At 35.5% G+C, this 23,816-nt stretch carries 16 protein-coding genes and 2 pseudogenes; 7 read left to right on the top strand and 11 right to left on the bottom strand.

Annotation, left to right across the window (positions count from 1 at the left end; genetic code table 11):
* The first annotated feature begins 548 nt into the window (after window positions 1–548).
* The 4 genes from ACE1MS_RS11405 to ACE1MS_RS11390 all read left to right on the top strand — a co-directional run bounded on the left by ACE1MS_RS11405 (window position 549) and on the right by ACE1MS_RS11390 (window position 3,855).
* A complete protein-coding gene (locus ACE1MS_RS11405) occupies window positions 549–722 on the top strand; it encodes a hypothetical protein (protein WP_447402302.1) in 174 nt (57 codons plus the stop codon).
* Window positions 723–1,056: 334 nt separating this feature from the next.
* A complete protein-coding gene (accD, locus tag ACE1MS_RS11400) occupies window positions 1,057–1,905 on the top strand; it encodes an acetyl-CoA carboxylase, carboxyltransferase subunit beta (protein ID WP_031418221.1) in 849 nt (282 codons plus the stop codon).
* Entirely contained in the window at window positions 1,898–2,854 is a 957-nt protein-coding gene (locus tag ACE1MS_RS11395; RefSeq protein ID WP_036163689.1) for an acetyl-CoA carboxylase carboxyltransferase subunit alpha, read from the top strand. The genes accD and ACE1MS_RS11395 overlap by 8 nt, the downstream gene beginning before the upstream one ends.
* 572 nt (window positions 2,855–3,426) lie before the next feature.
* Window positions 3,427–3,855 carry a site-specific integrase gene (locus ACE1MS_RS11390; RefSeq protein ID WP_447402301.1) on the top strand — a complete coding sequence of 143 codons (429 nt, stop codon included), beginning with the start codon at window positions 3,427–3,429 and terminating at the stop codon, window positions 3,853–3,855.
* 149 nt (window positions 3,856–4,004) lie between these two features.
* Here the strand turns inward: ACE1MS_RS11390 and ACE1MS_RS11385 are convergent, their stop codons facing one another.
* Both ACE1MS_RS11385 and ACE1MS_RS11380 read right to left on the bottom strand, forming a co-directional pair.
* Entirely contained in the window at window positions 4,005–4,718 is a 714-nt protein-coding gene (locus ACE1MS_RS11385; RefSeq protein WP_036216284.1) for an SDR family oxidoreductase, read from the bottom strand.
* A gap of 32 nt (window positions 4,719–4,750) precedes the next feature.
* The gene (locus tag ACE1MS_RS11380) at window positions 4,751–5,302 is read right to left on the bottom strand and encodes an NAD(P)H-dependent oxidoreductase (protein ID WP_447402300.1); all 552 of its coding nucleotides are present in this window, start codon (window positions 5,300–5,302) and stop codon (window positions 4,751–4,753) included.
* Window positions 5,303–5,668: 366 nt separating this feature from the next.
* Here ACE1MS_RS11380 and ACE1MS_RS11375 point away from each other — a divergent pair.
* Window positions 5,669–6,006, top strand: a pseudogene (locus tag ACE1MS_RS11375) (winged helix-turn-helix transcriptional regulator).
* A gap of 894 nt (window positions 6,007–6,900) precedes the next feature.
* Here the strand turns inward: ACE1MS_RS11375 and bluB are convergent.
* From bluB to ACE1MS_RS11335, 8 genes and pseudogenes are all read right to left on the bottom strand, one after another.
* A complete protein-coding gene (gene bluB / locus ACE1MS_RS11370) occupies window positions 6,901–7,542 on the bottom strand; it encodes a 5,6-dimethylbenzimidazole synthase (RefSeq protein ID WP_012294531.1) in 642 nt (213 codons plus the stop codon).
* Between the two features lie 615 nt (window positions 7,543–8,157).
* A complete protein-coding gene (locus ACE1MS_RS11365) occupies window positions 8,158–10,464 on the bottom strand; it encodes a glycoside hydrolase (RefSeq protein WP_207974179.1) in 2,307 nt (768 codons plus the stop codon).
* 655 nt (window positions 10,465–11,119) lie between these two features.
* A pseudogene (locus ACE1MS_RS11360) lies at window positions 11,120–12,773 on the bottom strand (helix-turn-helix domain-containing protein).
* A gap of 135 nt (window positions 12,774–12,908) precedes the next feature.
* On the bottom strand, window positions 12,909–13,901 hold the full coding sequence (locus ACE1MS_RS11355; RefSeq protein ID WP_447402299.1) for an ABC transporter substrate-binding protein: 993 nt from the start codon (window positions 13,899–13,901) through the stop codon (window positions 12,909–12,911).
* 543 nt (window positions 13,902–14,444) lie between these two features.
* Entirely contained in the window at window positions 14,445–15,221 is a 777-nt protein-coding gene (locus ACE1MS_RS11350) for a GNAT family N-acetyltransferase (RefSeq protein WP_036216268.1), read from the bottom strand.
* A gap of 528 nt (window positions 15,222–15,749) precedes the next feature.
* Window positions 15,750–17,588, bottom strand: coding sequence for an alpha/beta fold hydrolase (locus ACE1MS_RS11345; RefSeq protein ID WP_099805842.1), 1,839 nt, complete (start codon window positions 17,586–17,588; stop codon window positions 15,750–15,752).
* 57 nt (window positions 17,589–17,645) lie between these two features.
* Window positions 17,646–18,212, bottom strand: coding sequence for a TetR/AcrR family transcriptional regulator (locus ACE1MS_RS11340; RefSeq protein WP_036161706.1), 567 nt, complete (start codon window positions 18,210–18,212; stop codon window positions 17,646–17,648).
* A gap of 559 nt (window positions 18,213–18,771) precedes the next feature.
* Entirely contained in the window at window positions 18,772–19,347 is a 576-nt protein-coding gene (locus tag ACE1MS_RS11335) for a TetR/AcrR family transcriptional regulator (RefSeq protein ID WP_031415937.1), read from the bottom strand.
* Window positions 19,348–19,973: 626 nt separating this feature from the next.
* Between ACE1MS_RS11335 and ACE1MS_RS11330 the strand changes: the two genes are divergently transcribed.
* Complete coding sequence (locus tag ACE1MS_RS11330) at window positions 19,974–20,996, top strand: MBL fold metallo-hydrolase (protein ID WP_036168332.1); 1,023 nt, start codon at window positions 19,974–19,976, stop codon at window positions 20,994–20,996.
* Between the two features lie 708 nt (window positions 20,997–21,704).
* Window positions 21,705–21,956, top strand: coding sequence for a GlsB/YeaQ/YmgE family stress response membrane protein (locus ACE1MS_RS11325; protein WP_036161700.1), 252 nt, complete (start codon window positions 21,705–21,707; stop codon window positions 21,954–21,956).
* 602 nt (window positions 21,957–22,558) lie between these two features.
* On the opposite strand, the gene ACE1MS_RS11320 is transcribed toward ACE1MS_RS11325, so the two are convergent.
* Entirely contained in the window at window positions 22,559–23,158 is a 600-nt protein-coding gene (locus tag ACE1MS_RS11320; protein WP_325881808.1) for a nitroreductase family protein, read from the bottom strand.
* Window positions 23,159–23,816: the final 658 nt, after the last annotated feature.

Raw genomic sequence — 23,816 nt, 5'->3', positions numbered from 1 at the left:
CATCTTGTTCAAGAGCTGTTATTAGAAGATGAATTGCTTTACAGTGAGAGAACGCTTGAAAAGCGCTTTGGTAGACCTCAAGTGAAAGTACATGCACAAACGACGAAAAGAATATGAAATTGAAGTAATTTTAGAAATTACAAAAATTTTTATACAGTTTCTTCTTTACTTTTAAATAATTATTTTGTAAGATAAAGCCAATTCAAAAGTGGCCAGACCACTTTTGAATTCATTCAGTAAGAGACGCCACCATCTGGAGGTGGTGGATTTTGTTTCTTTATAGTAGGTATCCAAACACCTATTGAATGAAGATAAAGCCTTAGGATGGATTGTTTATCTGCGCGAAAGGAAAGCGACAGCGATAATTATTCCAAGGCGAATAGATTGACCCAGGAGTTGATCGTATGGATAAAAAACGAACAAAAGAAAGTGTTTTTAGATGTCGTCCAACAATTACGACAACTTATTAAAATGAAAAAACACAGGCTGGTGAAAAGGAACCTTTCGAATGAGTCCTTTCAGAACGTCTGGGTGTCGGGCAATCCTCTGTGGGAGAGGCATTGCGAAGTTTAGAGTTGTTAGGTCTTATTGAAACGAGACATGGGGTAGGTACGTTTCTAGCTTCTACACAAAAGCATCCGCTCGTAGAAAAATTGTCGATGTTTATATTAGAAGATGAAAAATCAAAAAAAGGATGTCGAATTAACGCGACAAATTCATGAAATGGAAGCCATTCGCGTTATAAGTTGTACAGTGACTCTGCGAACACTACCTATGTGGGACAGTTTTTTGTAAGCTAGAGATAGAGGTACGATTAATTGTCTGCATGTTTTACGAGAAATAGTCATCACGTCAGAAATCGTTTTTTACTTAAAGTCTGGTTTCAATTAGCAGTTAATGCCGGTGACGTTTAAATCGAAACTCAACAGAAGAAGAGAAATTAATCATTCAAACTATGTTGAAATCGATGCAGCTTGGCTATGAAAAAGAAGCATTACAAGCTTACGAACATAAATGCTGAACAAGGCATTTAGACAAACATAGGAGGAGTAAAACATGGCAATACGTAGCTTATTTAGTAAAAAGAATGAGGACGGACAGGAAAAGGGATTTCCAGAAGGACTTATGACAAAATGTCCAGAATGCCGTCACATTCAGTTAACAAAGGAATTAGAAAAAAATCATAAAGTGTGTACAAAATGCGACCATCATTTCAAAATGACTGCACAGGAGCGCGTAGCATATTTCATAGATGAAGGTTCATTTGTTTCAATGGATGATCATTTACAAACAAGTAATCCACTTAATTTCCCTGATTATGTAGAAAAAATTTCAGTGGCTAAACAACAAACGGGATTAAGCGAAGCTGTACTGACTGGGGTAGGTACTCTTGATGGAGAAGAAATTGTTGTAGCAATTATGGATTCTCATTTCCGTATGGGCTCAATGGGCTCCGTTGTAGGAGAAAAAATCACACGTGCCGTTGAAAAAGCTATTGAATTACGTGTACCTGTTATTATCTTTACTGCTAGTGGTGGAGCGCGCATGCAAGAAGGTATTCTATCATTAATGCAAATGGTAAAAACGAGTGTGGCATTAAAACGTCATAGTGAAGAAGGACTATTATTTATTTCGATCATGACGCACCCTACATACGGTGGCGTTTCAGCAAGCTTTGCTTCTGTTGGAGATATAAATATTGCAGAACCGCAAGCATTAATTGGCTTTGCTGGTCGCCGTGTAATCGAAGAAACATTAAGAGAAAAATTACCAAATGATTTCCAAAAGTCAGAGTTCTTACTAGCGCATGGTCAGCTTGATGCAGTTTTCCATAGGAAGGATTTACGAAACCAAGTAGCAATGCTTGTAAAAATGCATACAAAAGGCGGTGTGCAACATGTCTAAAAATTTTGCTTTTGAAGAACCAGTAGTACAATTACGAGAAAAAATTGATGAATTAAAAACGATTGCTACAGAGGCAAATGTAGACATGACAGGCGAAATCGAAAGGCTTGAAACACGTCTAACACAGCTAGAACAATCTATTTATGCCAATATGAAGCCATGGGATCGTGTACAGGTTGCTAGACATCCAGAACGACCAACAACTTTACAATATATAGAAGCTATGTGTGAAAACTTTATTGAGTTACATGGAGATCGTAAATTTGGTGATGATGCAGCTATTCTTGGAGGAATTGCTCTCTTTGAAGGACAGCCCGTAACAATTGTTGGACATCAGCGCGGAAAATCAACTAAAGAAAATATTCGACGAAATTTTGGTATGCCACACCCTGAAGGATATCGTAAAGCATTACGCTTAATGAAGCAAGCTGAGAAATTTAAGCGCCCAATTATTTGTTTTATTGATACAAAAGGAGCCTATCCGGGTAAGGCAGCCGAGGAACGCGGCCCAAGTGAAGCCATTGCTAGAACTCTCTCAGAAATGGCGATTCTAACAGTACCAGTTATTAGCATTGTTATTGGGGAAGGCGGAAGTGGGGGTGCAATTGCATTAGGGGTAGCTAATCGCGTCTTTATGTTAGAGAACTCAACGTATTCGGTTATCTCGCCTGAAGGGGCTGCATCGATCTTATGGCGAGATGGTAGCCTAGGGAAGCAAGCTGCAGAAGCAATGCGGATAACAGCACCTGACTTAAAAGAGCTTGACGTTATTGATGGAATAATCCCTGAAATAACGGGTGGAGCACACCACAATGTTGTGAAGCAAGCATTTTATATAAAAGAATGTATAAGCGTCACACTAAAAGCATTGAATTCCCTAAATGGCGAACAATTAATTGAAGATCGCTATGAGAAATTCAGAAAGATTGGACAATATACAGAAGCTTAAATTCATTTTTAGGTTTTTGGACATGTGAATTTGTTCGTAAAGAAAGAGAGAAAAATTGTTTCTTAAATAAATTAATATCCCAATGATGGATTTCGCATTTAAATAAAACCCATTCATTTTGATAAAAGTTTGATCAAAATGAATGGGTTTCTTCTATTTTTATAAAATCAACGTTTGCAACAAACTTTTAATCAAACTTTATTCCAATTAGAAAATCGTGAATGAAAGCCTAAAATATACAAAAGTTAATTATAATAATTCGATATTAAAATAATCGTTAAGTTTAGACTTTGATGTCTATGTACAAATTTCATCTCACTATTATTAGTATACTCTTAATTGATACATAACTTCCTATAATTTATATTATGTAAACTAAAATTATTTGGCGTGGAGGAGGGCTTGGATTCGTCAACTACCCATAATATCTGTACTTTTCGACTTGTAATTCTAAAGTTCCTTATAATTTTCATGTGAACGATAACTCTCCTTTTTTACGATAATGGGATGATTTTGTACGGATAATAATTATTGTTTAATACGATATCTGGAGGTTTTATACTTGCAACTACATGCTGCCATTGATGACTTTGTTTTGTATATTGAGATTGAAAAAAATTACTCAGTTAATACGGTTACGAGTTCGCGCCCAATCACGTTTTTCAAAGCATAATGAGCTCATGTTTAAATTATTAGCAACAACAGGTCTAAGACATTCTGAACTTGTTTCATTAACATGGGAACAAGTTGATCTGGTAAATGAAACGATTCGAATTGATGGAAAAGGAAAAAAAGAACGGATATTGCCCCTTCATCCACACTTAATACCGCTTCTGGCATCCTATAAAGCCTCTTTAAGATCCTATCAAATTTATCCATCAGAACCTGTTTTTCTTAATAAAAATCGTAAAGCATTCGATCCGCGGGGTTTACATGTCAACTTTAAAGATGTATTGAAAAAGGCAGGCTTCCCACCTACCGACTTTACACTGCATAACTGATGTTACAACAAAATAAGGAAAACGTGTTAGAGTGCCTTTTAAGCCCAATAGAGATGGGAAGATTAAAAAAACAACATCCTTTCGTATAGTTATACAAAAAGAATAGCGTTTTTTCTTGTTTAGTGGATATATGTTCTTCAGCTGCTGGCTTACGTTAAAATGTGACCGCCTTCTACATGAAGAACGGTTCCAGTCACGAAACTATTTTCTAGCAAGTATAGTACGCTTTGTGCAACATCTTCAGCTCTTCCTATTCGTTTCACAGGGAGTTTGTTTTCAACTGCATTATAGAAGTTATTACGTGCTTCTTCTGCCATTTTGCTACGGGAAGGTGTATCAATTATTCCAGGTGAAACGATGTTTACTCGGATCGGAGCAAGTTCTAAAGCCAAAGTCTGGCCTAGATTCGAAATAGCCGCATTGACTGCACCTAGAATTGCTGAGCCAACCATAGACTTGTAGGCTACAACCCCAGAGAACAAAGTGATTGAACCATTTGGTAAAATTTTGGAAGCACCGTATTTCGCTGCATAATATTGTCCCCAGAATTTGTTTTCAAACAGTTTTCGGGCTAGTGCTGTATCCGTTTGGAGGAATGACCCACCGGATGTTTCTGCAGCGCTTACCACAAGATGATCGAACTGGCCGATCTTTTCAAAGAAAGACTGGACTTGCTGTTCTTGCGTTGTATCTAGAGTATAAGCCGTTGCTCTATCTCCTAGTTGCTCTTTTGCATTCCGTAATTTATCTTCGGAACGGCTGGCAATGATTACTTCTGCACCATGAGCTATTAGCTGTTTAGCTGATTCCAAACCAATCCCAGAGCTTCCACCGATCATTACAACTTTTTTATCTTTTAACATGTTTTTCTCCCCTTATACGTTTACTTAATAGATTAAAAATTCAATACCTCTTGCAGATGTAAATCAAGTTCGGATACAAACTTTTCAACTTTCGGATTTTTGACTACATCATAACAAGAGAAACTCTTTAAAGGTTTCATTCCGAGAAATTTATGTATACGATGTAAATGACTTAATGCATCTTCTAGGTTGCTCCCTTCAAAAAATTGACTTGGATCGTTAAATGCTTTTTCAGGAGCATTCCAGGTAGTCGAAAACATATATTTCTTTTCAGTCATCAACCCGCCTTTTCCATACTGATCAGCACCCCTAAAAAATAAACCATAAGCATATACTTCATCCATATACGACTTCAATAAGCCGGGGACACTGAACCAATAGATAGGTGTTTGGTAAATGACAATATCAGCCCATATAAATTTTTGTTGTTCTTCTTCGATTTTATATCCTTTTTGAATAATTGTTGTTTTTACATTGTTTTTTTCACTTAAAAAACTGACCATTTTGTTCATCAATGTTTGGTTTAAATTACCCTCTGCTGAACTATACTTCTGATGACCGTTAATTATAAGTATATTTTTCATCTTTATCTAGCTCCTTCAATTATATGATTTCTAAAAAAACTGCCTAGCGTGTAGTTGATAACCCTACTGCACTTAGTAAAATTCAAATCGTTTGCTTCATCCGGAAGAATACTCATGATTATGTATCAATAGCAAACCATTGATTTATATAGCAATGAGAGCAAACGGTAGTTTGTTTCGTTGATTTCTTGCAATAATTTTAGTCACCTCCTCAATAAGGGATGAAATTATAAGTACAACGATATTATAAATATAGTAACTTTATTTATGGAAGTAGTGATATTTATTTCATTAAGTTTCTGAAAGTATACTATTGTGAAATGATAAGGTGAATTAAACAAAAAAATTTTCAGGAGGATGTTCCATATGAGTGTTATTGAGCCAGTAATATTAACCAAAGGAGCACCAGATGAGACTTGCCCCATTGCTAAAACGCTCAACGTGATTGGGACTAAATGGACTTTTTTAATTATTCACGATCTGCTTATAGAAGGAACAATGCGATTCAGTGACCTATTGAAATCAATGAATGGAATTAGCCCGAAAACACTTTCACTCCGTCTTAAGACACTAGAAGATCATGGGATATTGAATAAAAAGGTATTCCCGGAGGTTCCCCCTCGTGTGGAATATACGTTAACAGACAAAGGAAAACAATTGGAAGGTATTTTCATTGCATTAAGAGATTTGGATTAAATTTATAAAAAATTAAAATAAGTCATTCTTTAAATTTTGGTAAGTTAATTATGAATCATATCAGAGCATTTTTATTTTTAAATCTATTACTCAGGCTATGAACTATACAAACTACGTCATCACTGCATATTGATAGTAAAGCTATTTTAGCCTTACACCTCCGATTCTTGTTACTTAGGGTCACTCCTATCCCAAGTGACCTTTTTATTTTTTTCTTTAAAGTCTTCATTAACACTTGTTTAAATTTATTTACATGAATCTAGGCTGCTTCGCTTTTGTCTTTTATTAGATTTTGCAAGATCATAATCAACACCTTTTTTAAATACTTTTTAAAAATTCAGAGTATCAAATTTATTACTTGTCGCTACTTTCAATCCTTTAGTAAACTTTTATCAGTCAATTCAACAATATAAAAAAATTATCCATAGGTTCTATATAATGTGTAAAAAGAGTCGAACATACAAATTTGTATGTTCGACTCTTCAAGTATTCCCGCTTTAGAATCTCAATATATATTTTCTTATGAACTTTAATCGTGATTCTGTAACAACAAGCTAAGTTCATCTCTCTTAGAATAATTTTTATGAATATTGGCCAAATCTACATTAAACGATCATTAACATTATTTAAACGAATAATCCCCTTTTGAACGATAAATTATGAGAAGCCTCCGATAATTTTAAAGTTGTGACTCAGGTATTTATATTATGTAAACAATAATTATTTTGAATTAATAAAAATTCGATAAACGTTATTAGGGTTATTTATGTATAAGTTATAAATCCTTGTTTCAATAAAGCCTCCGTTACTTTAAGTACATTGCTTTACAATCTTTAAGGAAGCTTTAGCTTTCTTTGTGTTTCAAAACTACCCATAACGCACCCTGATAGATTAAGAAGTTTTTAGTTTTGTCCCCATTTATTTTCAAAAATAAGATGTTCTAAAGAACGCCTTTTTTCCCAATTAGCTAACTCTAAAATGGGCTTTTCTGGGTAATTTTCAGTATAACCGATTGATATAAGAGCAATGGGATCGATGTGTGGTGGTATTTCTAAAATGTCTCTAATATCATTTTTTTTATAAAAACTTACCCACCCCATTCCAAGTCCTTCAGCACAAGCAGCTAACCACATATTTTGAATAGCACAAGCTGTAGATAATATATCTGTTTCAGGAATTGAATTTCGTCCTAATACATGGGAACCTCCTCTTGTAGGGTCACATGTAACACAAATAGTTATAGGAGCTTCTTTTAAACCCTCAATTTTTAAATCAAGGAATTTCATTTTTTTCTCCCCATCATAATGAACAGCTAATGCTCTGCTTTCTTTTTCTGCTGCCCAGGCCAATTTTTCTTTAATTTCGTCAGTGGAAATCAAAATAAAGTTCCAAGGTTGCATAAATCCTACTGAAGGTGCATGATGAGCTGCATTTAATATTCTATGTATAATGTTTTCAGGGATAGGAGTTGATAAAAAACTTCGAATATCTCTCCTATTATAAATAACTTTATAAATAGACTCTCTTTCTTCATTAGAAAACATAAATTTTTCCCCTTTTCTTTACAAAAATATTTATTTTTAATATTAACTAATTTTTCATTATTCTGCCACGTAAGTGAAGTAAAAATACATCAAAAAGCGTGGTTTGGATATGTTGTCCTTATCGTTGTATCCGCATAAATCTGACTCCACCTCTTCTTACTTCGGATTAACATTCGTCAAATCGATTATATATGGATAATGGCATCATTAATAATAAACCTGTTTAAAGACACCTTATGCAGATTTCACAATTGCCTTTGGCTGATGAATCGATAGTCGTACAAATAGCCAACGAAGCTCTTGCTGTGAGAAAGTTCATACTTCAGCGTTTCTTCTACAACATAAACAAAATGTACCCTATAAGATGACCTCTTTGAAAGTGTCTATCTTATAGAGTACATTTTAAAACGTAAACTTCACGTTTTCTCTAATATTTTTACGCTAACTGCAGCATACGTAATAATTACTTTTTTAATCCTTTTTTCAATGAACCCCCACAATGGATAAGCTACTTCTATTCTTCTTGTAAACTTATTCCTTAGCGTTCAGATTTAGCCTCTCTGAAGATTATCTCAAGGGAAATTATTAGCAGATATACTATTGCGAATTTCACGCTTATTTTTCCGGTGAATAGATAGTATTACTATTTCCATCAATAATTAACACCGATTTTCCTGGTATTGTCTTGCCTTGATAGTTACATTCATCTTCTGAAAAATTTGCGACTACTCTTAATGCTTCACCATATTCCGTCATTTGAACGAGTCTATCATCTGATATAATTTTAAAATCTGTCATTTCTTTCGTTATTGCTTTTTTGCTAAAATTTGACCATACCTTTGAATGCCTTACAATTGTTTCTTTATGTTTTTCCCACTCGTGTTTATCTATATGATATAAAGGAGGAACATTATAAAGTATCTCATACAACATTCTATTTGTTATTTCGTCTTTAAATTTTAAGGTTCCCCATCCCCACCAATGAGTTGTGATCACTGAATCGTTGTAAACCAACTTATACAATGGGATCGTGTAGTTTGAATCCAAAAATAACTTCTTGTACTTATCCTTTAGTGGTATTTGTTTAGAAAACATTTCGGGAACTCCACCATTGCTCGAATAGTATCTCCCTACGTAATACTCACTTTGTTTGTTTTTTGCCATATCCTCGTCCATCCAAGAAAATGATGGCGTTTCTATTCCATGTGCAAAGGCAATCGATTTGCTAGCAAAATCATTTCCGCCCTCAGTTCCTACTACCATATCCCATTCTTTTTGCAGATACTCCATTCTCTTAATCCTAGCCTGGATATCTTCCTTTTCAGTAGTAATATGTTCTGGCGAATAGTCATCGAAGATTTCTCCAGTGCCATCTGTGTCTAAAAACCATGAGTTAAATGCTAAGCCGGTATTTAAAATCGAAGTTACTCTTTCTTTTACACTAGGCATTGCAAGCGTTGGATTCAACTTTCTACCTGCACCTTGGAATCCTTCAATCTTTTCTCCATTTTTATTTGTTACAGTTGCATTCTCGTAAAGTAAAGCATTCTTAAACTTAGCAGTTTCCCACTTCTCTTTACCTGGTTCATGGATTGAATGATATGAATCATAGGTACCAAATAGATAGCCGAATTCTTCTGCATCTTTTACTAACTCAGGTTTAATGAAGCCTTCCTGCCAATCATCCAAGCCGATCCACATATGTTCTAGCCCAGAATCCTTCATGTCCTTTATCACATCTACAGTATTAGCATCTGCCCACTTCTTTATTGGGTCAACTACATCTCCAAGTATGCTTTTTAATAATCTCTTATTTAGGTCAATTAATTCAACGGGATTTAATTTTTCTATTCCTTTGTTTAACAGCCTCTGAGTATCTTTATCTATTTCAGTAAATACTTCCGGATTATAGAATTCATTTAGTTGCATTACTGCACTTAAGGATTTTATTATTCTTTTCTTATTGTATTTATCTACATAATCTAAGCTTTTTAACTCTTCAAAAGCTGATGAAAGCTCTGATCCATCCTCAACATTAGTAGTTAATAGCCTCTGAATCCATAATTTCAGTTTTTCGGGAAAAATGTCTCTCAGCTTTGCCCATTTAATATTTTCTTCTGAAATCACAGTTCTGTCCCAAAAATAAGCATGAGGTGCTCCATAAAGCTTTTCAATATTACTATTTTCTTTAGCCTTATCCGCCAAGCTTTTGAAGTCCCCCTGTTCAATCAAATAATTTTTATAGGTTTTTGCAACATCTACTGGATTTTTTTTCGTTATATATATTCTGAAACCATATTCCTTCTCTTTATTTATAGTTGGAAACTCATGATTAAAAGTAAACTCAATATCGTTTTCTGTATGATAAACAATTTCACTATTATAAGGGTTTTTAATTATATATACTAGTGAATACCCACTTTTATCAACTGCAAAAAATTGCATAGATAAAGCCTCAATTACCTTCATTTTTTCTTCACTTAAGTAATTTTTCCAAATTGAATCATCGCTTGGAATATACTTCCCTTGATTTAATGGGAGCATATATCCGTCACCTTTCACTTTTGGCCATGCAAACATGTTGTCTTCATCCTTGCTGGATTTTATGGTTACATCAACATACTTATCTTTTTTTTCGATATCAACCTTAATTCCCTGTTCTGAATAGGTCCAGCTAATGTTATCTCCACTGTCTTTTAAATTTGACACTTTCATTTTCTCCAATGGTTCAGATAATTTCTCAGTAATTCCATTGGATTCCACCTCAAGCGCAAATGTCTCAGGATTCACACTAAAGTTAAAGTCTAAATTATTTATTTGTGGCTTACTCTCTATACCTGTATTCATTTTTTCTTTCTTGCATCCCGTAAGAACGCTTGTTAATAGTGCAGCAATTAACATGATTGATAGAATTTTTTTCATGTAACACACCTCCATACCTAGTGTAATATCGGTTTGTTACACGAATGTCACAAAAAAAATCTAACTTATTATTTTTTAATTCAAAAAAAGGCAAGACCAAATCCTTAGTAGCAAGCTCCCTATTAGAAATCTCGTCAATCAGATTTTGGTTGACCGTCATATCTTCCCTCATTCAGGGTCAGTTTAACTCAGTGACCCCTTTTATAATTTCTATTCTCAGATAAAGAATAAAGACCCAGTTCCAAAATCCACTTCAATTATTTCCGATATGAAAAAATAGTGATTGCCATTAAATTTAACTTCTGCGTTACAATCCTTGCCCCTTATTACCTTTACACCTAACTCTTCTAGCGCTTCTCTGCTACATCTGTTGGCTTAGATTAAATTATTGTCTGACAATTGGAAGTGCAATTAATTGTGACGATGAATATTTTATTCGTCTTAAGGAGAATCCAGCTTAAACGATAATTAGTATTATTTGAACGAATAATTCCCTTTTGAACGATAAATTATAGGAAGCTTTTAATAATAAGAAAGTAGTGACCAAGGTATTTATACGAGGAGGAGAGCTTGGACGTCACCCTAACAGTCTCAACAGAAATACGATTAATGGTAATAACTCGATCCAGCTAATGGATCGAGTTTTACTTTTTGATTATTGAATAACTTTCTTCTTAAAAATAGACGGTATTACCTCTAACAACCGTTCACGTGTAATGGGATCACAATGATTCCATGTAAAATCTATAAAATGAGTCTTACCAGGGGCTAGCTCGATTAACGTGGCGATTTGTGGACAGTGAGTAATGGTTAGTAAATCTTGGGGGGAAGCCAAGATACAATTACGCTCTCCAGCATAGTGATTTATTTGATGCTGCTGAATTTCTATCCATGCTTGACCTTGCTCGATTAGCTGCATTACCTTGAGAGTAGGACGAAAGCCAAGTGATTCATACAAGCTGGCAGCCAATCCAGTCTGACACATAACATAATATTTAGTTTCTAACTTGAGATAAACAGTAGCCGTCTCCCCAGCAACATAAACATCTGCTAATTGCCTACGTACTAATCTTACTTTGTTCTCATATGTTGTAATCCACTTCTCCGCCGCTTTACACCGTCCAAATAGTTTAGCGATATATCGTAACCGCTCAAATAGACTAAACTTGCTATTCAGTATAATAGTAGGAGCAATCGCATCTAGTTTCTGCAAGTCATGTTCAGGATGAAAATAGCTAAGCAATAATAACTCTGGCTGCAGCTGTGCTATTTTATCCGGATCTACCCAATGCCCGATACTATGAATGTTCCTTAATTGATTGTGATAAACCACGTTATCTTTCATTATTGAGATGGCCGCTCCTATAGGGGGTATACCTAGAACAAGCAATTCCCCAAGTGTAAATTTGCCATCAGTCACAATACGTGTTACATCTTTAGGAACATGAATCTTTCTACCAAACGAATCAATAACTGTTCTTTCTGGAGTATAAAGATGACTGTTTGTATATTCACGTGGGGTGTTTCCAGTTAATTTATGAAAGCATCGACTAAAATAATATTCATCCTTAAACCCAATTTGTCGAGCTATTTTTCTCAATGGCTCTGTGGAATTACTTAGAAGTTTTTTTGCCTGATTTATACGTACCTGAGTCAAATAGTCAGTCGGTTTTTTACCGGTCAATATTTTAAACTTTTGACTATATTGCCATCTTACCATTCCAGCCATGGTAGCTAATTGTTCAACTGTCAAATCCTCATCATAATGCTGTTCTATGTACTGTACAGTTTGTTGAACCAATTGTGTCTTTTCTTCGTTCTGTAGCTGGTTAGCTTGTTCATCTAACTGAACCATCATAGCTAGTAATTGCTGAAGTTTACCTTGCAGCATGGCCATGGAACTAAAATCGATTATTTATCATTGCTTCATTTCCTAATACCTGCTTGACTTGAGAAAATAACAGATGATAGGGATAACCATAAAGCAAGGGTGGATGAGCAATTCGGTTCAAAGTGATTCCTTCTACTTCAAAGGTTTCAAAGGTAAAGCGAGCAAGCTGTGCCTCTTTATTACTTGACTCTACCGTGTAGCTTTGTACAGGTAAAATGAGAGCGCAGCTTCCTTGTCGTAGATCGATTGCCATTTTGTCTACATACAGTCGTATGTCATGACTGAGAGCTATCAATAATGTGCATACATTTGTTTCATAATTATTTATTCCCTCTTTATGGCTATTAGCTGACATGATTCGATCAACTTGAAATCGGTCAAAGTGTTGTAGTCTAATATATAAGGATGCCAGATTCATAAGCAACTCTCCAACTATTGAAAATGATTATCATTATCGTTATTGTAACATAGAATGACCCACTATCAACTATTGTTCGAATATGTGCTATTTAGCATACTAGCCGTTTAAAAATTGATGGGACGGATACAATTTTTACTGTTTGCGTATCCACTCTGGTAGCTTTTGGAATAATTGCTCCAAAGCTAATAAATTATCTGTATTCCATTCATTAGGAACAACATAAACTGTTCCCTTTTTGACCGCAGGCAAAGTTCCCCATATCGGGCTTTGTAGCAGCCGATCAGCTTCTGCTTCACTTTCACTATCCTCTTGTACAATTACAAACAAATGATCACCAGCAAACTCAGGAAGCACCTCTTCGGAAACCTCAAGGAAAGATACCCCTTCTACATCAATAATATTTTTTTGTACTGCTGATGGGACGGCAAAGCCATTTTTTCCATAAATAATAGCACCTAGGCTACGATCCCCCATAACATAAAGCGTCTTACCTAGCTGATAGAAAACTGTTGCGGTCTCTCTTTCTGTTAAATGAAACTTGTCAAACATTTCTTTAGATTTTGTTTCATACGTAGCAAGCAATTGAGCTACTTCTTCCTGCTTACCTAGGATATTCCCCATCTCTTTTACTCGTTCTGTATAAGGAAGAGCAGGGTTAAAAGGAATCGTAGTAGCAATTTTTGACAATTCTTCGTTAAGATTTGGATCCGCCTTGTAATAGCCATTAATAATAAGATCAGGTTTTAAAGTCAGAATCGTCTCTAAGTCAGCAGGGTTTCCAATATCCACGATTCCTTCAAGTTTGCCTTCATAGTAACTTGGAGAATCTTTGGGAAGATTATTACCAACAACCGGAATATCCATCGCCAAGAAATCACCAACTGTCTGACCAATATAAACGACTCGTTTTGGATCTGCAGGTATTTCAATCTGTTCACCTGTAATCGTTGTATATGGAACAGTTGTCTCACTTTTCTCTGTTTGCACATCAGATTGAGCTGTTTTCTCGTTTTCCTTTTCCTGCGCATCAGATGTGTTGCTAATAGAACTACATGCCACCAATACCAATAGCAACAGGAGGAAACTCCCCCATAGCATAATTCGTTTTTCTATATACTGCTTCATATTTGTTACCCCTTTCCGATTTACCCTTAATTGAAAATGATTATCATTTACAGAGTTATTATAGATGTTATGAAAGGGCGAAACAATGAAAAAAACGCAATAATTTATTTGGATAAATGTCAATAATCAGGATTATGAAAGCCATTTGGTTTTTTATCTTCATGTTTAGTGAAGAAGCATAAGGATTATCTCGCTATAGAAAAAAGAAACCATTTTAGTGATTTCTTTTCATATCAACAAGCTGTTGATTAGCTATCTATTTGATTTCTCCAGCAAGCTCCACGAACGTAGCATAATTTATAAGCGTGTAAGTTCTGCGCCCGTCTTTATCGTGACAATATTTGAAAATTTCTTTTTTCAACTCCGTTAAACAATCCATCGGAATTAGGATTTGTTTATCCTTTTATCGATATTACTGTAGTTTTGGAATAAAGATTGATTAAAAATATCCCTCAATCCTTAAAAGTTTGATTATTTTCCAGCTATGTTGTTCAATAATAGCGCCCTTTAACGGAATAAAACATGGGCTTCTATTTGGCTCTACTACTTAGTAGAAGGTGATTGGCAGCCATAAGAGTATGCAAGACATAGAAAACCACACTTTTCTAGGATAGGTCTACTCATTGGACTGGCGTCAACAGTAAGGAAAGGATGCCCATTTTCATAAGCCTTTTTTGCTCGAGTAGCTAAAAGTGCTGTATAATAACCTTTTCCTCGGGACAACGGTAGCGTTGAACCTCCCCATAAGCTAGCAAAGGAGGAGTTTTTCTCTAAGTACATCCAAGCAGCACTTATAAGCAGACCATCTTCATAAATTCCATAAAGGTATAGGGAGTCAGGATTATTCTGTTTATCTCTCCAAAGTCTTTCTCCCAGCTCAGCGTGCGATGCATTCCAGATGGTATCTTCTAGAACAATAATGTCTTGAATACCTTGTTCATCCGTTATTTCCTTAATGTCGATGTGTTGGTCATGAATAAGCAAGGGATGCTGATTATCTAACTTCAGGACCATTAGTGCTTCAGGATCCTCTATTGTGAATCCTTCTTGTTTAAGAATATCTTTTAAACTATCAGGCTTGTCGTAGCTATACACTTTCCACTCAAAATCCTGCTCAAAGTTACTAAAATAGTTTAACTCGTTCTTAATAATTTCTCTTACATTGCCTTCGGTTACATTAGATGAGATAATGAACCCTTTTTCACCAAACTGTGAAATGTGGCGCACGACATGCTCTGTTTCCTCTCTTATGTAACCTTGTACGTGAGCCTCTTGTCGAAGTTCTTTGTGGAATAGTGATATTAATTCATTTTTATCCATGAGCGACCCTCCTATATGTATTAAATTTTTTCTATTGAATATTTTTCCATTAATTAATCTATTGATTAGTACCAATTATCGTAAAAACGCAAGTGTTCGGCATCTTACCCAACCAGTCTTATCATTAACTCATAGTCTCTAATAATCACTAATTTCCCTTCAGTGTTTAAAGATGATTTATACGCTCATCCCTTAAAAAAGATGCACCCCGTTAAATTTGTTCGCGATTTTCATAATATACCGCCTCCTTCTCATGAACATTATTTTATCAGATTTTTCCAAAATATACACTGATAAATGACAGATTTCATACACTATAAAATCCCCCAAAAAGAAAAAGTACAATTCTTCTGCAGAACAATACTAAATAACCAGTCGTCAAATAAATTCCGACAACTGGTTAGGTGTATACTTTTTCGACTGTATTCTATCAGCAATTTTCACTTCTACCTGTAAAGGATACTAAACATTAGTTTTCAACAGGACGACTTTATTTCATTAATCCCACTCGTTCATCTACTAGTATTCCTATTTTATTATCAGATTAGCCGTTTCACTTGGATGGTTAAGAGGAAAATGATGACCATATGGAACAAAATCAATCTTACCAAGATGTGAAGGAGCCGAATAGCCTCTGTCATAATCCCCCCAAATAATGTGAAGATTAACCTTTGTTACTTCATTGAAATCACCTTGAACGTTTTTCAATAGTAAACTATTAAGCTGAACCGTAGTATTTAAAATTCTAGGAGAAGTAAAACTGTTACTTAGTTTCTCAATATAATGTTCAGGGATGCTCTCCGTACTTTCAAATAAACCATTACTTAATAAATAACGCTCTATCAAATTAGTAGTTGCCAATTTCAATGTCCATTTGTTCATAAATTGAGGAACATTTATCGATTTAGCATTTTTTTTAGCAACAGGTGGCTGAAGTAAAGTAATTGTATACTTCTTATCTATGTACTTTTGTTCTAATGCTTTCAGCAGAATATACGCACCAAACGAATGGCCAATTAGATGGGCACCACTAGTAGCTTTCTCCAATAACTTTCTCAATACATTCAAATAGATATTTAAAAGATTTTTCTCTCGTTTAAAAGGAGAACGTCCCAAACCTGGAAGGTCCATAATCCATACAGGTCGACCCGTTTTTTCATGAAGCTCTTTCCCTAAAGGAAATAAATCCTCTCCATCACTTAATAAACCATGTAATAAAATAAATGGTTTACCCTCTCCTTGTAATTGGTAAAGGGTATTGTTGTCACATAATGTTCGCTCAAATAAATGATGATGCTCACCATTTTGATACATCAATCGATAATCCAGATCAGCTACTACGGCTGGGAAAAATTTCATTACATTTGTCTCCTTAAACCAATCTTCTCCCATAATCTTTTTCGCTGAACCATTTGAAAATGTTCGATTTGTAATAAAGTTCAGCCCATCAGCAGGAATTTGGGTTATTTTGCTTACGCCACTATTCATTATTGTTTTCATAAGCGGCATGGGAACAGAGATTTTTGGTGCCCTCATATTCATACTTTCCGACATAACACTTAATAATTCAGCAATGTTCGGATCGTTCTCTTTGTCTTCAACAAGTGTATATGTTTGAATAGCCGGCTGCTCCAATTTGAAAACCTGCACAATAAACTTCGCAAACTCATCGTTTGAAATCAGTGGCAACCTATATCCCTTACCACCAGGAATCACTGGCATGAGCCCTCTTCGCATACTTGTCACAAGCAAACCTAATCCTGCTATCTGCTCTGTACTCCCTGTTTTACTACTACCGACCACAGTTGGCGGATTAATGACAGACAGCGGGTAACCTACTGCTGAGGCCTGCTGACGGATATAAAGATCTGCTAAAAATTTTGTTTTCTCATATGGATTTTTTATTTTTAAATAATTGTTTCCTTCTTTAAACACATCAATTGCAATCTTGCTATTTTTATCATCAAAGGGACTCATATAGCCTACAACATGAATAAATTGCTGCAAGCCCTTCAATTGATGAATACTTTTAGCGAATTCACTAATATGTTTGGCGCCATTTAAAAAGACGGAAGATGCCTCTTTGCTTGTCGATTGAATATCCATGGGGCCTCCTGCGTGAATAATTACATCCGTTTTCAATACCAACTCCTTATCTTCAGCACTTAGACCTAAGTCTATTTTTGTCAAATCACCTTCAATAAAGTGCATAACTGCCTCTTTTAAGATGCCTCTTTCTTGATAAATGCGTGTTGCTTTACTTTTCGATCTCACTAATAGAAGAATTTTAACATGCTCTTTGGCTAATTCCTTCACTAATTGCTTTCCTATAAAACCTGTTCCACCCGTTAAAAATACTGTTTTCATAAAAATCCTCCTTGTAGTACTAATCAGTACTAATTTGGTGTAAAAAAAATGCTTCTTTTATCGAAGCAAGTTAAAAAAATGATCTGCTGTTTTCATAATTACAGTTGCATCCTCCAGTGTTTCTGAAATAAATAGCGCTCCTTCAAGATTTGTAATAAAAAGAGATGCAACCTCGTCAATATTAATTGTCTTTCTAAATTCACCATTCTCTACCCCTTGTTTAAGTAATAGAGAAACTTTCGTTTGTAATCCTTGAAAAAAAAGACCTATTTTCTCTTTTACTTTAGTGGCATTTGTTGGACTTTGAATATAGAGCGTAATAAACGGACAGCTCCCCTTATATTCCCTCGTCTGAACTCCTTGTGATAATTGCTTTAAAAACAGTTGGATACGATCTTCAACTAATAATTGGTTTTGAGATAGTAAGTCATCAATTGCAGATTGATACATTTCAATCCAATAATCCACGACCCCTTCCAACAATTCTTCCTTATTAGAAAAGTGATAATACACATTAGACTTTGAAACTTTGCTTACACGAACTAATTCATCCATGCTAGTATAAGCAAACCCTTTTTCTAAAAATAATGTTGCAGCGACTTCAATCACACGTTTTTGATTCATTAATTTTACCTTTGTCATAATTAGTACTGTACAGTACTACAATGCGTATTGCAAGTATTTTTGTTAGTTTAATAAAAAAATTGATTAAAAAAGCTATACTTTAATTGATTTTACTGCTAATAATTTCATTTTTTTGGGGGAAGCTTGTTGTGGAGTTTTATTTAATAGATTTATTATTGGTGACTGTCGCCTTAATTTCTTCAAAAAACAGATTTTGAAAAAGCTGCCGACTGTTAAATACAGACAGCAGCTTTCTTTAATAATTTTTATGACTTTATTGTTCCTTAATACATTAACTTATTTCTACAATGCAACTACCTATAGACGTTGAATTGATAAGATGCATTACCCTGTATTTCAACCAAAGATGTTATTATTTGTCTCATGTTTTTATAATGTAATTTTATTTCGACTTCAGAAAATTCTTTAATACACTAGATAATTAAAATTTGATATCTATTGAATTTTATTAATTACACTTTGGAATATACTTTCTTTTATTTCATCAAGTGAAGCATACCAATAAGATTTCGTATAAACGGCTACAGCCTTTTTATGACTAAGACAATATTGCTTTAACGAACGATGAGACAATGTACTTGTAGAACTCTTCCTCGGTGACGAAGTGAGACTGATATTGCTGGTGAATCAGCTCGCTCATCTGAAAGCCGTAGCACGTCGAGAGAAAAGACATGGCGGCAAGACGCGCATCATGACTGGCTATGATTTTTTTCTTCTGCAGTCGTTCAAAATATTCAACGAGCAAAGAGTGCAGCTTCACTGGTGGTTCTGCCAGCACTCTGTCTAATTCAGGAAATATGCCTTTTTCGCGGATGCCAATCAAAATAATATCCTTATTTTTATGGAAAAACAAGCGGTACTGCTGGCTTACATTCAGCAGATCAACTTCCGGATTATCGGTCGCTTCCTCCATTAACAGCTTCTCAAATTGTGGGATATCCGAATGCCTTTCAATGATGGCTTCCAGTATGCCTTGCTTGCTTCCAAAGTGCCGGAAAATTGTAGATTCATTGACTGTAGCTTCCGCTGCGATGGCTTTAGTGCTTACTCCCCGATAGCCATTCTTTTTTATGAGCCGTGTCGCGGCCTCAATGATTCTGTCTGAAGTATGCATTGTATTACTCCTTTTGCATATGTTAAACCCATTATACAACAAGTTATACATAGACAATAGGGTCGGGGTTCATCATCTTCGTAAACGTTTATTTAAACTCCTCTCTTTTCGCTCATGTGTGTTCTCTTTTCAGCAGATTTACGCCAGCATTTCTCAGATGTCTTGGCGTCATCCCGAAATCAATAAGTGCAGCCGGGTTCGGAATCGGCGGCAGCAGTTTTACCCCTGTAATTGGACAGATTTCATTTTCATTGAATTGATGCGGCTGTCTAACAGCGTATTGCATGAGCTCCTTAGCGGCAGTAGCAAATGTTGTGGATAGCTGTCCATACTTTTCAGACTGTCAACGAATGTCCCTTGCTTTTTCATAATTGCGGCAAAAGACACGACAAATTTCTCATTAATGACAAGTCCAAAAAATCTCCTTTCGAAGTTTCGATTTGAAAGGTTACCAGTTTCATGTTTGTAGCGCCTCCATCCATGTAGTGTGGTGTTGTTCAGTTATTATCATATTACATAATAGAATGAATGCACGCAAGTGCTCGCTTGCTTTTTGTTTTCCATTCTCTATAATAAAGATATAGGGTGACTAACCTCAATAAACATATATGTAAAGGGGAATTGTTATGCAGTATAAAAGTATTATCCAAAAACCTCGGGTTAAATTTTTTGAAGTCGCAGATGGCGTCTTTGCCGGTATTTCGCCGTATCGTGGTATCAGTTGGGCCAATGCTGGGTTTATCAACAAAGGCGAAGGTCTGGTGTATGACACGTTCTTTGATCTGTTCCATGCGCAAGAAATGCGAGAGGCTTTTAAGGAAGTAAGCAATGGCGGCTCTCCCGCCTACGTGGTGAACTCGCACTATAACAGCGACCATACTTGGGGGAACAAAGTGTTTGAAGAAGCCTGCATTATTATGCACAAGGAAGCGGCCAGGGAGCGTCTTTCTGAAAATATAGCCTGGATGGATAGCGTCATCAAAAGAGGGAAACATTCTCCAGAATCGACTCAGGGAGAGCAGTTTTTTGCAGCGGAATTTGAAGGATTCGACCTGGAGGGCGTAGAATGGGTGCACCCGAATATAGAGTTAAAGGACGATATTAACATACGGCTTGGCGATACTGAAGTTATGATTTACAATGTAGCTCCGGCCCACTCTGACAGTGACTTGCTGTTGTGGATGCCAAAAGAAAAAGTGCTGTTCGCCGGCGATGTCGTGTTTAACGGTTGTACGGCATACAGTGAAGAAGGAACCCTCAACTGGATTAAAGTACTTGATCGCATTATTGATGACATTCAACCTGAAATCGTTGTTCCAGGGCATGGCGCCATATGCGGCCTGGATTTCGTGAAGGAACAGAGAGACTACCTCTTGAACGTGATAAGCGAGTTCAACAAGCATTACAATGACGAGATTGATTCCTTGTCCCTAACTAAGGAAATCGATATTTCTCGCTTCCTTCATTGGATTCAGCCAGAACGTTTATATGTTACGGTAGATATTCTCTTAAAAAGCAAACGCGGGTTGCCATCTCTTCCAAATTGGAACGAGGTTCCTACAAAACTGGAAGACATGAAAGCTTTTTTATCCGAGAAATATGGCAATCGAATTAAGCCATGGGACCCTATGAGCGTGTGGCAGGAATAGAGTATACATCTGCAGAGGCGATTGGATTCGTACATCTCTTACCACAACTAATTCAAGGAACTAACTACCTGTCTCACTGTTAGGCATTTCTATAAAGCTTGAAAATTTTTCTGATTACGAGGCAATTACCAGTATGATTAAGATTAAAGGAGGAAGCTTTAGACTTCTCGGAATTACATATAAAAAAGCTATCCCCCTTGGATAGCTTTTTTATATGTAAAATGCAAAACAACACCTAAAGTGGATAGATGTCACTTCTGTTAACTCTCTGGGAATTTCTGCATTCAGGTGTTCCGTAGCAATTACACTTGCAGAAACTGGTTGTACCCCCTCGTCACTAGAGAAGGAACGAATGACCAATGAAATATCTTATGGGCCTGAGGTAAAAAATATCACACTCTCCTAAAAACGTATTAATATCCACCAGAATAATTTGTGGCTTTAGGAGAAAGTTTGATTAGAAAATCTCATAAATCCATATTCCATGATAAATGAAAAGACTCTCTTCTGAAAATAAGTTCACCAAAAGAGAGTCTTATTAAGCAATATCTATGTTGTTCAACAATTGCGCCCGATTGTTGAACATAAGTTCTTCTTTAAACATAAGACCAATTTTAATTTTTTTCTCCTTATAGTTTGAAAGGTGTTCATAAGGGTTATATAACACTGTAGCGAAATACTTAAAATACAAAATAGGAGATGGATAGTATGAGTTTTATTTGGTTTTTAATAATCGGCGGGATTATCGGTTGGCTTGCAGGAATAATTTTAGGAAAAGATATTCCTGGTGGCATTATTGGTAATATTATTGCAGGGATTATCGGTGCTTGGATTGGTGGGATGCTTCTAGGAAGTTGGGGTCCTAAAATTTCTGATTTCTACATCTTCCCTGCTCTCATTGGAGCCATTATACTAGTGTTCATTGTAAGCTTAATAATGAAATCATTGCGTCAAGCGTAGTACGCTAAATTACTTCGTTTAGTTTTTATTTCAAGACGGTTAAATGAATCACATGTAACCGACTATAAATGGTGACTTTGTTTATAATAAAAAGGCGGTCCTCCACAAACTTATCTGTGGAGGACCGTTTTTACTTTGATGCTAATTTATGAATTTGTTCTTTATCACGAACTTCTCCATTTACTATGTGCCTTACCATATAGGATTATTTACTAATATCATCTTCTGTCTAATTAACTAAACTAATCTTTCACTCTCCAACATTTTAACATCCTCGCCTTCTCCAATTAATTATATGGAGAAAATAAAAAATGGAACCTGATTAGTTGATGTATACATATCGTTTCATTTCCGCAAAGTATCCCGCCGGCTATATCAAGGATTAAGAACTTTAAAGCTCCCCTTTCCAACAGATACCTACAGGGGGACTTTCGCTCTTTTTTAACACCAGATTCTTAAAAAGGAGAACCCTAAACAGGCTCTCCCATTCGTTTATATATTTGATTGTAGATGTTGTAATTTTACCATACTCGTTTTCACAACATAGCCCTTACCATGAATGACGGTAAGGGTTTGAAACATTTGGGGTATATTGTAATTTATTATTTGATAAATTTCATTCGCTCTTCAAGCGGTCGGAAATCTTTTTCACCTGGTGTTACCGTTGGGTTACCAAAGGGCATTTGTGCAATAAGTTTCCAATTTTCAGGTATATTCCATTCTTTTTTCACTTCATCATCAATTAGTGGATTATAATGTTGTAAAGAAGCTCCTAATCCTTCTGCTTCCAAACCTGCCCATACGACCAATTGATGCATACCTGATGCTTGATTTGACCAAATTGGAAAGTTCTCAGCATAGGGTGCAAATTGCTCCTGAAGCGATCTAACTACAGCCTGATCTTCAAAGAATAATACTGTGCCATAACCTGCCTTAAAGGAATCCATTTTTTGTTGAGTTCCTGAAAAATCTTGATCGCCTACTACTTTTCTTAATGTTTCAGTAGTGATGTCCCATAATTTATTATGTGCGTCACCAGATAATACAACAATACGAGCTGTTTGGGAATTAAATGCTGACGGAGTATATTTCACAGCAAATTCTACAATTTCTTTAATTCTTTCATCCGATATTTTTACCTCTTTACTAATTCCGTAGTAAGAACGTCTTTCTTTAAGTGTAGTGTAGAAATCTTTTGTCATCATTTTTTCCTCCTGAAATTTAAATTGTACCTGGCGCTTCGAGATTTTTACTTACCAAAACTTTTTTAAAATTTTCAAATGGCCATTTTATTTCTAAGACCTCCACCAAGTAAAACAAACTGGACTTGTCCGTCACTCCTACTTTTAAATCAAAAAAGAATTGAAAGTTATATAATCACGTTTAATGTTCAAAAATATATTACCCAAACAAAAGTAAGAATATTCAGGGGTAAATTGGAGAAAAGATTCAATCATTTTGTTTAATCAAAAATCAACAGTACAATAGATGTTCTGTGAAAGTTGTTACTCCTAGTCCATCTCATCAATAATGATTAATCGTTAAATAACGATAGCTTAAGAAAAGTTAATTTTTTCGGTATATAAATAAGACCTCAAAGTTTAACTCTGTTAAAAGCATTTCGTTTTATAAAGGAATGTGCGAAAAATTACTGATTTACTATATCTCTTAAAGTCTTATTCTAAAATCTATATAACAGCCATAATTTCCTCATCTTTTCCTCAACAAAATCAACTACTTGTTTCGCCTTCTCGTTTTCCAGCACTACCTAAAAGTATGTGATGATACTCCGGAATTTACCTTCCTCCTGTTATTGACGAGTACGAAAGGGGAAAAATGGCTCCTGGCTACCAACTAAAC

The organism is Lysinibacillus sp. fkY74-1, assembly GCF_053165895.1.
Note: the sequence above shows the minus strand (reverse complement) of the source record. Positions and strands in the feature narration are given on the sequence as shown.

Coding starts and splice junctions, on each gene's coding strand:
- bluB (WP_012294531.1), bottom strand. CDS start 7,542: ATGTTTTCTAATGAAGAAAGAGAGTCTATTTATAAAGTTATTTATAAT.
- ACE1MS_RS11345 (WP_099805842.1), bottom strand. CDS start 17,588: ATGAAAACAGTATTTTTAACGGGTGGAACAGGTTTTATAGGAAAGCAA.
- ACE1MS_RS11350 (WP_036216268.1), bottom strand. CDS start 15,221: ATGGATAAAAATGAATTAATATCACTATTCCACAAAGAACTTCGACAA.
- ACE1MS_RS11320 (WP_325881808.1), bottom strand. CDS start 23,158: ATGACAAAAGATTTCTACACTACACTTAAAGAAAGACGTTCTTACTAC.
- ACE1MS_RS11325 (WP_036161700.1), top strand. CDS start 21,705: ATGAGTTTTATTTGGTTTTTAATAATCGGCGGGATTATCGGTTGGCTT.
- ACE1MS_RS11380 (WP_447402300.1), bottom strand. CDS start 5,302: ATGAAAAATATACTTATAATTAACGGTCATCAGAAGTATAGTTCAGCA.
- ACE1MS_RS11355 (WP_447402299.1), bottom strand. CDS start 13,901: ATGAAGCAGTATATAGAAAAACGAATTATGCTATGGGGGAGTTTCCTC.
- ACE1MS_RS11385 (WP_036216284.1), bottom strand. CDS start 4,718: ATGTTAAAAGATAAAAAAGTTGTAATGATCGGTGGAAGCTCTGGGATT.
- ACE1MS_RS11335 (WP_031415937.1), bottom strand. CDS start 19,347: ATGCATACTTCAGACAGAATCATTGAGGCCGCGACACGGCTCATAAAA.
- ACE1MS_RS11330 (WP_036168332.1), top strand. CDS start 19,974: ATGCAGTATAAAAGTATTATCCAAAAACCTCGGGTTAAATTTTTTGAA.
- ACE1MS_RS11365 (WP_207974179.1), bottom strand. CDS start 10,464: ATGAAAAAAATTCTATCAATCATGTTAATTGCTGCACTATTAACAAGC.
- ACE1MS_RS11395 (WP_036163689.1), top strand. CDS start 1,898: ATGTCTAAAAATTTTGCTTTTGAAGAACCAGTAGTACAATTACGAGAA.
- accD (WP_031418221.1), top strand. CDS start 1,057: ATGGCAATACGTAGCTTATTTAGTAAAAAGAATGAGGACGGACAGGAA.
- ACE1MS_RS11390 (WP_447402301.1), top strand. CDS start 3,427: ATGCTGCCATTGATGACTTTGTTTTGTATATTGAGATTGAAAAAAATT.
- ACE1MS_RS11340 (WP_036161706.1), bottom strand. CDS start 18,212: ATGAATCAAAAACGTGTGATTGAAGTCGCTGCAACATTATTTTTAGAA.